We start from the raw sequence: 13,037 nt of genomic DNA on the forward strand, positions 1-13,037 counted from the left end.
AGCATGGCTGGCGACCCGTTCAGCCTCGTTTGCTTGCGCCAGCGGCACGCCACGCCGGCGCGACGGGCCGCGCCCGAACCTTTCGGTTCCCTTCGCAATTGGTTATGCTTCGGGACGATCAAAAAAACGACGAGAGAACGCTCCGTTCGACGGAACGGGCGCGACGTTTCCGACATGAACCTGAAACGACTGACGGGCCGGCCAGGCCCGCCGGATTGCGAGGGCGATCCGGCATCGAAGGCATGCACGACCCGCACACCACCGCAGGCCGAACGCAGGCGCAGCAACGCAGGTATCGGCGGCGTCGGCAGCGCGGCGCTGGCTGCCGTGCTGTTGGCCGGCGCAACGATCCTTGGCGGTACGGCATTGGCTGCGTCGCCCGAAGTCGACGCCGGCACGCGCGTGGTTCCGTTGGCAGCCGGTGCGCCGTCTGTCTGCACGAACATCGCTGCCGCGGCCCCCTATCCGGTTGCCGACAAACCCGAAACGGCGCCGCCGCTGAAAGGCCGCGTGACCGACCTGACGGGCGTCCTGAGCGCTGCCTGCGCGTCCGAACTGACCGAGCGCCTTGCCGATCTCGAGCGCCGGCTCGGCGTCCAGATGGCGATCCTGCTGGTCGGCTCGACCGGCCAGTCGACCATCGAGCAATTCGCGACCACGGTGTTCGAAAAGTGGCGTCTCGGCCGGAGCAAGATCGACAACGGTCTGCTGCTCGTTGCCGCACTCAACGATCGCATGGTGCGGATCGAGGTCGGATACGGCCTCGAAGGCGCGATTCCGGATATCGTCGCGGGGCGGATCATCCGCGAGCGGATCGTGCCGGCGTTTCGCGAGCAGCGTATCGAAGCCGGCGTGAGCGATGCGGTGGATGCGCTGGTGCGCGAGATGACGCCGCAGGAAATGGGGGCGTCGGATAGCGCGATGCCGGATGAGGACGCGCAGCGGGGGACGTCCCGCGACACGAAGCGGCAGTCGAACGGCTTGCCGGAGGAAGCGCCGGCCGACGCGGGAAGCTTCCTGTTCTGGTTGCTGCTCGCGCTGGCCGGCGTCGTGCTCGGTGTCGTCACCGAATGGCGCAAGCTGCGCTGGCAGGTGACGTTGCCGGTGAGCTTCGTGGTCGCGACGATCGTGCCGGTTGCGATGCTGCCTGTCCGCGCGATCTTCAAAGGGGATGCCGAAGCGATCCTGGGGGCGCTGGCGATCGTCCCGACGAGCGTGGGTGTCGGTGCGTGGCTGCTCGGCATCGGCATTATTCGTTCCGGACGTGTTCGCAAGTACACGGTAATCATCGGGGGGACGTTGCTGGCACTGATCTGGATCGGGCATCTGATGGGATATTCGCCCGGCGAAGTCCTGGTGACGATGTTTATCGCGGTGACGGCGATCCTCGCGATCATCAACAAACTGACGGGCGGAAGCTCGTCGTCATCCTCCTCGCCGTCGTCGTCCTTCAAATGGTCGTCGTCGGACTCGGATTCATCGAGCTCGAGCTCGAGTTCCAGTTCGTCCGACTCGTTCAGCGGCGACGGCGGCTCGAGCGGCGGCGGAGGCGCATCGGGTCGCTGGTAGCCGTCGCGTGCGCGACGTTTCTTTTCAAGCTGCCGCTCCGAGCGGAGCGTCCAACCGGAAGTCACACACAATGAAATGGTTTCGAATCCTGCTCGTCTGCTGCGTACTCGCACCGCTTGCCGGTTGCGGCTACAACGCGATCCAGTCGTCCGATGAGGACGTCAACGCGGCATGGTCCGAAGTGCTGAACCAGTATCAGCGTCGCGCCGATCTGGTGCCGAACCTCGCCGCGGTGGTGAAGGGCTATGCGTCGCACGAGGAGCGCGTGCTGACCGAGGTCGCGTCGGCCCGCGCGCGCGTGGGCAGCGTGCAGATGACGCCGGAGATGGCGAAGGATCCGGCCGCGTTGGCGGCGTTCGATCAGCGGCAAGGCGAATTGTCGGGTGCGCTGAGCAGGTTGATGGTCGTATCGGAACGCTATCCGGAGCTGAAGGCGAACGACGCGTTCCGCGATCTGCAGACGCAGCTCGAAGGCACCGAAAACCGCATCGCGGTCGCGCGCGGCCGCTACATCAAGACAGTGCAGCAGTACAACGTGCAGATTCGCCAGTTCCCCGGCGTCGTGATCGCACGCGTCTTCGGCTACCAGCCGCGCCCGAACTTCAGCGTCGCGAACGAGGCGTCGATCTCCACCGCGCCCGTCATCGACTTCTCCGCCCAGCCGCCGAAGGCGAACGCAGCCGGCCAGTAAGCGGCCGGCGCAGGCGTTCAGGGCTTGCCCGCCGCCGGCTTCGCGAACGCACCGCGCACCTCGAACCCGATCGCATCCGCGACGTTGCCGCGCGCGTCGACGAGCTCCAGCCTGTGCCGGCCCGGCCACGGCATCCACGCGATGCGATCGGCGTGCCCGATCACCTTGTCGTCGAGCCGCCACGCGAACCGCGCGGCGTGCCCGGACGATCGCTCGAACCAGATCCGCTGATTCTTCGGCGGAATGTCCGGATCGATCGCGAAGATCGTGCCGTCGGTCGGCGCGCCGATCGTCAGCGGCGCGCGCGCGCCGTCCTTGCCCGGCGTGACGGGCGCCGCGAGCCGGATCGTGTCGAGCGCGGTGCCCGCGATGAACCATTCGCTGCGTGACGGCTCGACGTCGCGCTCGAACGTGATGCGGCGCGTTTCGACGCCGGCCGGCGGACGCGGCGCGCGGCTCGGCACGTCGCGATGCAGGTAGCCGACGACCGCCGACCACACCGGCGACGCGCCCGTGACCCCCGACACGTCCCACATCGGCGAACCGTCCGCGTTACCGACCCACACGCCGACCGTATAGCGCGACGTGAAGCCGACCGTCCAGTTGTCGCGCATGTCCTTGCTCGTGCCCGTCTTCACCGCCGAGAAGAAGCGCGTCGCGAGCGGGTTGTCGAAGCCGAACGTGCGCACGCGCGCATTGTTGTCGGACATGATGTCGGTGACGACGAAGCTGGCCGCTTCGCTGAACACGCGCGTGCCGTCGTCCGCGCGTCGCGGCGCCGACGCGCTGGAAGCGGGCGTCGCTGCAGGCAGATCGACGACCTTGCGTGCCACACCGCCGTTCGCGAGCGCGCGATACGCATTGGTCAGCGACAGCAGCGTGACGTCCGCGCTGCCGAGCGCGAGGCTGAAGCCGTAGTAGTCGCCTTCCTGCGCGAGCGGCAAGCCGAGCGCGGTGAGCGTGCGCGCGAAGCGGTGCGGCGTGACGAGCACGAGCGTGCGCACGGCCGGCACGTTCAGCGAGCCGCCGAGCGCGCTGCGCACGCTCACCCAGCCCTTGAAATCCTTGTCGTAGTTCTGCGGAATATAGAGGCCGCCGCCGGCCGCGAGGTTGATCGGCGCGTCGTCGAGCAGCGATGCGGCCGTCAGCCGTTTCTCGTCGATCGCCTGCGCATAGAGGAACGGCTTGAGCGTCGAGCCGGCCTGGCGCGGCGCGAGCACGGCGTCGACGTCGCGCGCGCTCGACAACGCCCCCGACGAACCAACCCACGCGCGAATCTCGCCGGTCGCGTTGTCGATCACGACGACCGCGCCGTCCTGCACGTTGCGCCGGTGCGCGGGCGCGTTGAGCTCGGTCAGCGCGCGCGTGAGCGCGTCGCGCGCGAAACGCTGCAGCGGCGCATCGAGCGTCGTGCGCACCTGCGCGCCGGCCGCCGGCCTGACCTCGGCCGCGATGCGGCGTGCGAAGTGCGGAGCGAGGGCCGCGCCGTCCGCCGTGATGTCGTTACGCACGGCGTTGGCCGGGCGCGCGATCACGAGCTGCACGTAGCCGTCGAGCGACGCGCACGCTTGCGGCGCCTGCATGTCGCGCAGGATCCGGCACGCACGCTCGGCGATCTTCGCGGGCGCGGCGTTGGGCGCGCGCACCAGCGCACCAGCGCGGCGGCGATCGCGGCCTCGCGTGCATCGAGGCCGGACGGCGCCTTGCCGAACAGCACCTGCGACAGCGCGGCGAGCCCGACCGTCTCGCCGCGGAACGGCACGAGGTTCAGATAGGCCTCGAGGATCTGGTCCTTGCGCCAGCGGCGTTCGAGCAGCAGCGCGTTCATCGCCTGCGTGGCCTTCTGCGGCAGCGAGCGCTGGCCGGAGCGGCGCGGCGAATCGCTGAGCAGCCCGGCGAGCTGCATCGTCACGGTCGACGCGCCGCGCGTGCGCTCGTTCCACAGATTGCCCCACGCCGCGCCGGCGATCCCGCGCCAGTCGACGCCGCTGTGTTCATAGAAACGCTTGTCCTCGGACACGACGATCGCTTCGCGAAACGCGGGCGACACGTCGGCGAGCGACACCCAGTCGCCGCGCCGTTCGGTGAGGTCCACGCGCGTGCGCTGCAGCGGCGTGCCGTCGCGCGCGAGCAGCACCCAGTCGGAGCTGCGCCAGTTGCGGCGTACGTCGTCGTAGCCGGGCAGCGCATGCGCGACGAGCGGTGCTGCCAGCACGACGGCGACGAAGAGGCGGCCGGCGAAGCGCGCCGGCCGCGGCAATACCCGATCGATCATCACGTACCCGTTCGTACCTGTTCGTACCCGTTACTTGCCCGCGTCGGCCGGCTTCACGGTCAGCGGCGGGTTCGGCCACAGGCCGTACACGGACGGCGCATACAGCGCCTCGACGCGCGTCGGCGGCAGCCCGAAGGTGCCGACGTTGTTCAGCCGCACGGTGTATTCGACCGAGAGCTTGCCCTTCGGCAGATAGTCGTAATACGCGCGATAGCCGTCGAAGTCGCGTTCGATGAACGCCGGCCATGCACCGTCCGGCGATTTCTCGCCCTGCGTCGCGGCTTCGGAGTCGCGGCCGAGGCCCGAGCCGAGAATCGTCGCGCCGGACGGAATCGGATCGTTGACGACGACCCACGTCATGTCGCTCTGCGCGTCGATGTCGAGATGCACGCGCACGACGTCGCCGCGCGTCAGCACGCCCTTGACGGCGGGCGACACGGGCGTGACGGTCTTCGTGATCCGGTAGCCGGCCGCGAACGGCGCGCGCAGCGGCACGGCCGCGAGGCTTTCGACGGTCGCCCACGGGCGGCCCGTGCCGTCCTGCGTGACGGACAGCGTGGCCGGCGCCTGCGACGCACGCGGCCACGGCATCAGCACGCTGCGCGCGGCGGCGGCACGGGTCGCGGGCGTGGCCGACGCGGACGTGTCGGCGGGCGCGGCCGCAAGGGCTTGCAACCACGAGATCGCGCGCTCGTTACCGCCGAGCGCGACCTTCGTCGTGCCGGCCACCGGCGTGCTCTCGTAGGTGCGCGAGAAGCGCTCGATCGCGAGCTGGCCGAGTGCGTTCGACGTCGTCGTCTGCCATGCGCCCTGGCGTTGCAGCGCGAGCAGGCCGGTCGCCACGCGCGGCATCTCGTCCTTCCACGCCGGGTCGCCCGCGAACTCCAGCGCGAGGCGCGCGGCGTTGGTCTCGTTGCTCGTCATCAGCCACCACAGGTCGTCGTCGCGCGCGGTCGAGAACACGAGCTGCGTGCCCTGGTACGTGAGACGCGCACGCAGGATCTGCTCGACCTGCGCGCGTTTCTCGTCACGCTGCGGGATGTCCTTCACGCGCGTGAGGATCGCGTGATAGTCGATCACCGCCGACGTCGGCCACTGGTTCGGCGCGATCTCGATCGAACCGAGCATGCGCCCCTGTGCGGCACCGTAGCGCGACAACGCCTCGATCGCGGCGAGCTTGCGCAGGTCGCGGTCCTGGCGCGGCGCCCACGCGTTGCGCTCGATGCGGCCGTCGACGAAGCGCGCGAGCCCGGCTTCGAGCTGCGTGCGCAGGTCTTCCGGCAGCGCGAAGCGCGGGTCGAGGCGGCTGGCTTCGTCGGCGACCACGAGCAGGTACGACGACAACGTCGGGCTGCCGTAGTGCGCATCGCCGGACGGCGGCGGGAAGTAGCTCGCGAGCCCGTCGCTGTCGAGATAGACGGGCATGCGCGCAACCAGCGCCTGCCATTGCGCGGCGTCGTGCAGGCCGATCGCGCGCGACGTCTGCTGTTCGAGGCAGCGGTACGGATAGCGCTCGAACCAGCGTCGCACGCCGGGCAGGCCGTCCGCGAGCTTCGACTGCAGCGACACGGCGATGCCGCCGCGCGGCGCGCCTTGTGCGTTGTTGACGGCGCCGGCCGGCGCCGCGACGGGCACCGTCAGCGTGCCGTCGACCTGCGTGAGCGTGGCCTGCTGCACGGTCACGGGCAGCGCGGGCACCACCTTCTGCGCGACGGCCAGCGCGTCGGCCGCGCGCTTGCCGCCTTGCTCGGCGGCTTCGATGCGCCAGTTCAGCGCGCCGGCTGCGTCGAGCGCCTGCTCGGGCACGGTGATCGTCCACGCGACCTCGGTCGCCGCATTGGCCGCGAGCGACACGGTTTGCGGCGCGACGTCGAGGCCCGTCACGCGCGGCGTCACGACAACCTGCATCGCGCGCTCGGTCGTGTTGCGCAGCGTGACCTGCGCGCGGAACGCATCGCCTTCGCGCACGAGCGGCGGCAGGCCGGAGATCAATTGCAGGTCCTGCGTGCTGCGGATCGACGTGCTGCCGGTGCCGAAGCGATCGGGGCCGACTGCCGCGATCGCGACGATCCGGAAGCGCGTGAGCGCGTCGTTCAGCGGCACGTCGACGGTTGCGCTGCCGTTCGCGTCGAGCGTCACGCGCGGATTCCACAGCAGCAGCGTGTCGAACAGTTCGCGCGTCGGCGCGCTGCCGCCACCGCCGCCGGCCGGCACGGCCTTGCGGCCGAAGTGACGGCGGCCGACGATTTCCATTTGCGCGGTGGCCGTCTCGACGCCGTACGCGCGGCGCTGCAGCATCGCGTCGAGCAGGTCCCAGCTGTTGTTCGGCATCAGTTCGAGCAGCGCCTCGTCGACTGCGGCGACCGCGATCTGCGTGCCGGCCGGCGCGGGCTGCCCGTTCGGCAGCGTGACCTTCACGTGCGCCTGCGCCTTGCTGCGCACGGTGTAGCGCGTCGCGTCGGTCGTCACGCTCACGCCGAGACGGTGCACGCCGGTGCCGACCTTGATCTCGCCGAGGCCGTAGCGGAACGCGGGCTTCGACAGGTCGACGAACGCGGTCGGCGCTTCATAGTGACGGCCTTCGCGCCAGAACGCGCGCGCCCATTCGACCGGCGCCTTCCAGCCCCACGTGAAGAACGAATACCACGGCACTTCTCGGATCCGGCCGCGCAATGCGAGCACCGACACGTACACGTTCGGCCCCCACGATTCGCCGACCTTCAGGTCGACGGTCGGGTTCTTGCCATTCAGCTGCACGACGTGCGTTTCCATCACGCCGCCGCGTTCGACCGCGACGAGCGCGGTCGCGTAGCGGAACGGCATGCGCACCTGAAAGCGGGCCGTTTCGCCCGGTTCGTAGGCGGTCTTCTCCGGAATCACGTCGATCCGGTCGGTGTTGTCGCCGCCGAACCAGAGCTCGTCCTCGCGTGTGACCCACACCGACGTCGACGCGTTCGACGTGCGGCCGTCGCCGTCCTTCGCGACCGCGATCAACTGTACGTTGCCGGCCTGTTCGAGCGTCGCGTCGCAGGCCATGCGGCCCTTGTCGTCGGTCTTGCCCGAGCACAGCACGCCGAGCTCGCGCGTGTCGCTCTTGTTGTCGTACGCGTAGAAGCCGCCGACCATCCGCTTGCGCGACGACGTCGTGATGTGCGCGACACCCTTGATCTCGATCGACACCGACGCACGCGGCTTGCCCTGCAGGTCGACCGCGAGCGCCTGCACCGGCACGCGCTGGCCGACCGACACCCAGCGGCCGGCCTTGATGCCGGCGACCACCGCGGCCGGCCACAGGATCGTGTCGCCGCGAATCGTATGCACTTCGCCGTTCGGATCCGCGAACGTCGCCTCGAGCGCGATGCGCTTCGGCGCATCGACGTCGGGCAGGCCCTTGAGCGTGACGGAACCCGCGCCGTTGCGGTCGAGCGTCAGCGGCAGCTTGTCCGCAATCAGTTTGGTCGCGTCGGGATCGTTGTTCGCGGCCGCTGCGTTGTCGCCGTCCTGCGCATCGTCTTCGGCGTTGCCGTTGCTCCGGTCGGGACGATAGGGCGTGAAGCTGAAGTCCTCGAAGCGATCCGCGAACGGCGGCGATGCCCACTTCATCAGCGCCGACACCTGCACGGGCAGGTTCGATGCGCCGCCGCCCGACACGTAGTCGATCTGCACCGCGAGCGGCGCTTCCTTGACCGCGACGAGCGGGCTCTTCTGCGCGTCGCGCGCGCTGATGGTGCCCTTGAGCACCGGCAGGCGGAACGCCTCGACGCGGAAGCTGCCGCTGTAGTAGCTGGCGGTCGGCGCATCGTCCGGGCCGCCTTCGAGCGACACGCTGTATTCGCCGAGCTTCGCCGCGGCCGGCAGCGCGAACTGCGTGTCCGCGCTGTGATCGGCCGACCACGTGAGCGGCAGCTTGTAGGTCTGGTCGGAACCGAGATGGCGGATCGTCACGCGGGTCGGATAGTGCGGCGGGAACGCGAGGCTCTGCAGCGTCTCGGTGCGCAGGAAGTGCTTCATCGACACCGTTTCGCCGGCACGCAGCAGCGTACGGTCGAACACGGTATGCGCACGCACGGTCGGTGCGCTGTCGGTGTCGGTCGGCACGTTGAAGCGCCACGATTCGATCCCGCGGTTCCAGTTCGAGCTGACGAACGCCATGTCGCGGCCCGTCTTCGGATCGTCGACGCGTGCCGACACGAAGTAGTCGTCGAAGCGTTCCGACTGACTGCATTCGTGCTTCGGTTCGAATGGTCCGTCGAGCTTCAGCAGGCCCTGTGCATCGGTCTTGCCGGACGCGATTTCGTCGCCGTTGCAGTCCGACACGCGGATCTGCGCGTTCGGCACGGGCTTGCCCTTGTCGAGCGTCGTGACCCACACGAAGTTGTTCTCGCGGCCCTGTTTCAGGTGCACGCCGAGGTTCGTGACGAGCACGGTGGTGCGCACGTACATGCTCGACGGCTTCGCGAGCAGCGAGCGGCCGAGTGCGGGCGACGCGAGTTCGAGCACGTAGAAGCCCGGTTTTTCGATCGGCACGCCGACGATCTCGAACGGACGCAGCGTCTTCGGATCGGCCTTCGGCAGCGTCAGCGCCTGCGCACCCGGTTCGCCGGTGAGCAGCGACAGCGAGCGCACGTCGATGCGGCGATCCTGCGGCGCGGGCATCTTCTCGCCGGCCGCGAGCGGCACGTAGACCGGGTGCTGTCCCTTGCGCCGGAGCAGGCCCGGAATTCGCTCGTCGATCGTGCCGGCCGTCATCGACCAGTTGTCGAAGCGGTCGACGGTTCGCATCCATTGACGGATCGCGGTGTCGTCATCGACCTTCAGGTTCGCGAATTGCGCACCGCTCGTATTCAGGCCCGCTATATGGAGATCGGCTTCGACGTTGCGCAGCGTGACCGGCACGAGGGCCGGCGTATCGGGTTCGGCGAAGCGCTCGACGATCCCGAACGTGCCCGACGAGAATTTTGCCAGCGGCGGCATCGGGGCGGTGCGGGTCGCGAGCGGGAACAGGTCGGCGTTCGACAGCGAGCGGTCGGTCACGTCGTGCAAGCCGGACGGCAGCTCGAGCGTCAGGTTCGCCTGCGCGGGCAGCGGCGGATCGAACTTGACGGTCGTCACTTCGTCGCTGTGGTCGTCGGCCGCGAAGGCCGGCGAAAGCGAACCGTCAGGGCCGCGCAGCTTGATCGCCTCGGCGTTCTTGCGCGAGATCGGCGCGTTGAACGTCAGCGTCAGCGGACGCAGCGGCGTGCAGGGCGCCTTCGCGTTCTCGCGCTCGCACGAGAAGCTCGCGGCGAACGGCGCGCGCACGGTGAAGTCGAAGCGGCGCTCGGTGTCGTTCGCGATGCCGCTCGGGCTCGCGACGCCCTTGCCGTACACGAGTTGCATCTTCGCGCTCGCCGGCAGCGCCTGCGCGCACGACAGCGTCAGCACGCGCGCGGCGTCCTTCTTCAACCCGAAGTGATCGAGCAGCGCGTTGCGCGTCTCGTCGTCGGCGGCCGTGACGGGGATGCGGTTGCCGATGCCGGCCGCTTCGCACCAGATGTTCGCGAGCGCCGAACGCGGCTCGGCCGGGCCGTTCAGCTTCAGCACGAATGTCTGGCGTTCCTCGATTTCGCGCGAGCCGGGGCGCACCGTCACCGGGAACGGGCCGCCGGTTTGAAACGTGAAGCGGCGCGGGCCGCTGACCGCATTGCCGGCGACCGAGCGCAACGTGTCGTTGAGCGCGACCGAGCAACGGACGCCCGGCGGCAGGTCGTTCTCGAAGTCGTACACCCACGTCTTGTCGTCGAGCCAGTGGCCCTGGCCGCGTGCGGCGGTGGAATCGTTGCAGGTCATGCGCGCGGGATTCGGCGCGGATGCCGACCCGAACGCGACCATCGGTTCGTCGAACTTGACGACGCTCTGCCGCACTTCGGTGACGGTGCCTTGCGGCGACACGTTCACGGTGCGCGCCGCGCCCGCATGCAGCGACAGCGCGGTGGCGGCCGCGAGCGCGGCCACCGCGCCGATGCGCCAGAGCAGCCGAGTGGCGCGGTCGTTTCGATTCGTGTTGTTGTGTTTGTCGTGCGGCTTCATCGCTCGATGCCCTCGGGGGAAGCTTTCTGTTTGATTGCAGCACGCGATTCTAACCGACGCGCATGCGAGCGAATGGCCGGACGGCGCGTGTCGTCGCCTTGCGACACACCGGCATACCGATGCAGAATTGTCGCGTCGACGACACAAAAATGCAGCGAAATGTCGATTGTCTCGAATTGCGGAACATTTAATGGACTATAAAAGCATTGTCCGTTCCGGTTTGTGCGCGTACATTTCAGGGCCGCGCGAAAGTTTGAGAAATATCAAGCGTGGTTTTCCCGAATCCGGTGTTCGAGAGAAGGAAACATGCACAACGACAACACCCCCCACTCGCGTCGCGACAGCGACGCAGCCGCAACAGGCATCACGCGGCGTCAATGGCTGCAGGGCGCACTGGCGCTGACGGCGGCGAGTCTCACCGGCTCGCTGGCGTTGCGGGCCCTGGCCGACAATCCCGGCACCGCGCCGCTCGATGCGTTCATGACGCTCTCCGAAGCACTGACAGGCAAGAAAGGGCTGAGCCGCGTACTCGGCGAACGCTACCTGCAGGCATTGCAGAAAGGCGCGTTCAAGACCGCCGACGCGGTATCGCAACTCGCGGGCGCGCTTGCGTCCGGCTCGTTGACTCCCGATCAGGAAGCCGCTGCGCTGTCGACGCTCGGCGCGTGGTATCTCGGCATCGTCGACAACGTCGTGATTGCATACGAGGAAGCATTAATGTTCAGCGTCGTGTCCGATACGCTCATCATTCCATCGTATTGCCCCAACAAACCCGGCTTCTGGGCCGAAAAACCGACCGAGAGGCAAGCCTGATGGCCGATACCGATACGCAAAAAGCCGACGTCGTGGTCGTCGGGTCCGGTGTCGCAGGCGCGATCGTCGCGCACCAGCTCGCGATGGCCGGCAAGTCGGTGATCCTGCTCGAAGCAGGGCCGCGCTTGCCGCGCGGCGAGATCGTCGAGCGCTTTCGCAACCAGCCCGACAAGACGGACTTCATGGCGCCGTACCCGTCGAGCCCGTGGGCGCCGCACCCGGAATACGGCCCGCCGAACGATTACCTGATCCTGAAGGGCGAGCACAAGTTCAACTCGCAATACATTCGCGCGGTGGGCGGCACGACGTGGCACTGGGCCGCGTCGGCGTGGCGCTTCATCCCGAACGACTTCAAGATGAAGACGGTGTACGGCGTCGGCCGCGACTGGCCGATCCAGTACGACGACCTCGAGCATTACTACCAGCGCGCGGAGGAAGAGCTCGGCGTGTGGGGCCCCGGCCCCGAGGAAGACCTGTACTCGCCGCGCAAGCAGGCGTACCCGATGCCGCCGCTGCCGTTGTCGTTCAACGAGCAGACGATCAAGAGCGCGCTGAACGGCTACGACCCGAAGTTCCACGTGGTGACCGAGCCGGTCGCGCGCAACAGCCGTCCGTACGACGGCCGGCCGACTTGTTGCGGGAACAACAATTGCATGCCGATCTGCCCGATCGGCGCGATGTACAACGGCATCGTGCACGTGCAGAAGGCCGAGCAGGCCGGCGCGAAACTGATCGACAGCGCGGTCGTCTACAAGCTCGAGACCGGGCCGGACAAGCGCATCGTCGCGGCAATCTACAAGGACAAGACGGGCGTCGACCACCGCGTCGAAGGCAAGTACTTCGTGCTGGCCGCGAACGGCATCGAGACGCCGAAGATCCTGCTGATGTCGGCGAACCGCGATTTCCCGAACGGCGTCGCGAACAGCTCCGACATGGTCGGGCGCAACCTGATGGACCACCCGGGCACCGGCGTGTCGTTCTACGCGAGCGAGAAGCTGTGGCCGGGCCGCGGCCCGCAGGAAATGACGTCGCTGATCGGCTTTCGCGACGGCCCGTTCCGCGCGACCGAAGCCGCGAAGAAGATTCACCTGTCGAACATGTCGCGCATCAACCAGGAGACGCAGAAGATCTTCAAGGCCGGCAAGCTGATGAAGGCCGACGAACTCGACGCGCAGATCCGCGACCGCTCCGCGCGCTACGTGCAGTTCGACTGCTTCCACGAGATCCTGCCGCAGCCCGAGAACCGCATCGTGCCGAGCAAGACGGCCACCGACGCGATCGGCATTCCGCGCCCGGAAATCACGTACGCGATCGACGACTACGTGAAGCGCGGCGCCGTGCATACGCGGGAGGTCTACGCAACGGCGGCGAAGGTGCTGGGCGGCACCGACGTCGTGTTCAACGACGAATTCGCACCGAACAACCACATCACGGGGTCGACGATCATGGGCGCCGATGCGCACGACTCGGTCGTCGACAAGGACTGCCGCACGTTCGACCATCCGAACCTGTTCATCTCGAGCAGCGCGACGATGCCGACCGTCGGTACGGTGAACGTGACGCTGACGATCGCGGCGCTGGCGCTGCGGATGTCGGACACGCTGAAGAAGGAAGTCTGAC

General features: G+C 68.2%; 5 protein-coding genes and 1 pseudogene. 4 read left to right on the plus strand and 2 right to left on the minus strand.

The window, feature by feature from the left end; all coding sequences use genetic code 11:
• The first annotated feature begins 3 nt into the window (after positions 1-3).
• Together C7H84_RS02645 and C7H84_RS02650 are read left to right on the plus strand one after the other, a co-directional pair.
• A complete protein-coding gene (locus C7H84_RS02645; RefSeq protein WP_121857279.1) occupies positions 4-1,569 on the plus strand; it encodes a TPM domain-containing protein in 1,566 nt (521 codons plus the stop codon).
• A 70-nt stretch (positions 1,570-1,639) separates the two neighbouring features.
• Complete coding sequence (locus C7H84_RS02650) at positions 1,640-2,260, plus strand: LemA family protein (protein ID WP_121857280.1); 621 nt, start codon at positions 1,640-1,642, stop codon at positions 2,258-2,260.
• 17 nt (positions 2,261-2,277) lie between these two features.
• On the opposite strand, the pseudogene pbpC reads toward C7H84_RS02650, so the two are convergent.
• A pseudogene (gene pbpC, locus C7H84_RS02655) lies at positions 2,278-4,535 on the minus strand (penicillin-binding protein 1C).
• A gap of 30 nt (positions 4,536-4,565) precedes the next feature.
• Positions 4,566-10,604, minus strand: coding sequence for an MG2 domain-containing protein (locus C7H84_RS02660; protein ID WP_121857281.1), 6,039 nt, complete (start codon positions 10,602-10,604; stop codon positions 4,566-4,568).
• A gap of 306 nt (positions 10,605-10,910) precedes the next feature.
• Between C7H84_RS02660 and C7H84_RS02670 the strand changes: the two genes are divergently transcribed.
• The gene (locus C7H84_RS02670; protein WP_121857282.1) at positions 10,911-11,417 is read left to right on the plus strand and encodes a sugar dehydrogenase complex small subunit; all 507 of its coding nucleotides are present in this window, start codon (positions 10,911-10,913) and stop codon (positions 11,415-11,417) included.
• Positions 11,417-13,036 (plus strand): GMC family oxidoreductase, encoded by a 1,620-nt coding sequence (locus tag C7H84_RS02675; protein WP_121857283.1) that lies wholly within the window; start codon positions 11,417-11,419, stop codon positions 13,034-13,036. Before C7H84_RS02670 ends, C7H84_RS02675 begins: the two co-directional genes overlap by 1 nt.
• The last annotated feature ends 1 nt before the right edge of the window (position 13,037 follow it).

The organism is Burkholderia sp. Nafp2/4-1b, from assembly GCF_003635165.1.
Lineage (GTDB): Bacteria > Pseudomonadota > Gammaproteobacteria > Burkholderiales > Burkholderiaceae > Burkholderia.

What these genes read in the sequence shown, in the direction of transcription:
- C7H84_RS02645 (WP_121857279.1), top strand. Translation starts at nt 4, where the DNA reads ATGGCTGGCGACCCGTTCAGCCTCGTTTGCTTGCGCCAGCGGCACGCC.
- C7H84_RS02650 (WP_121857280.1), top strand. Translation starts at nt 1,640, where the DNA reads ATGAAATGGTTTCGAATCCTGCTCGTCTGCTGCGTACTCGCACCGCTT.
- C7H84_RS02660 (WP_121857281.1), bottom strand. Translation starts at nt 10,604, where the DNA reads ATGAAGCCGCACGACAAACACAACAACACGAATCGAAACGACCGCGCC.
- C7H84_RS02670 (WP_121857282.1), top strand. Translation starts at nt 10,911, where the DNA reads ATGCACAACGACAACACCCCCCACTCGCGTCGCGACAGCGACGCAGCC.
- C7H84_RS02675 (WP_121857283.1), top strand. Translation starts at nt 11,417, where the DNA reads ATGGCCGATACCGATACGCAAAAAGCCGACGTCGTGGTCGTCGGGTCC.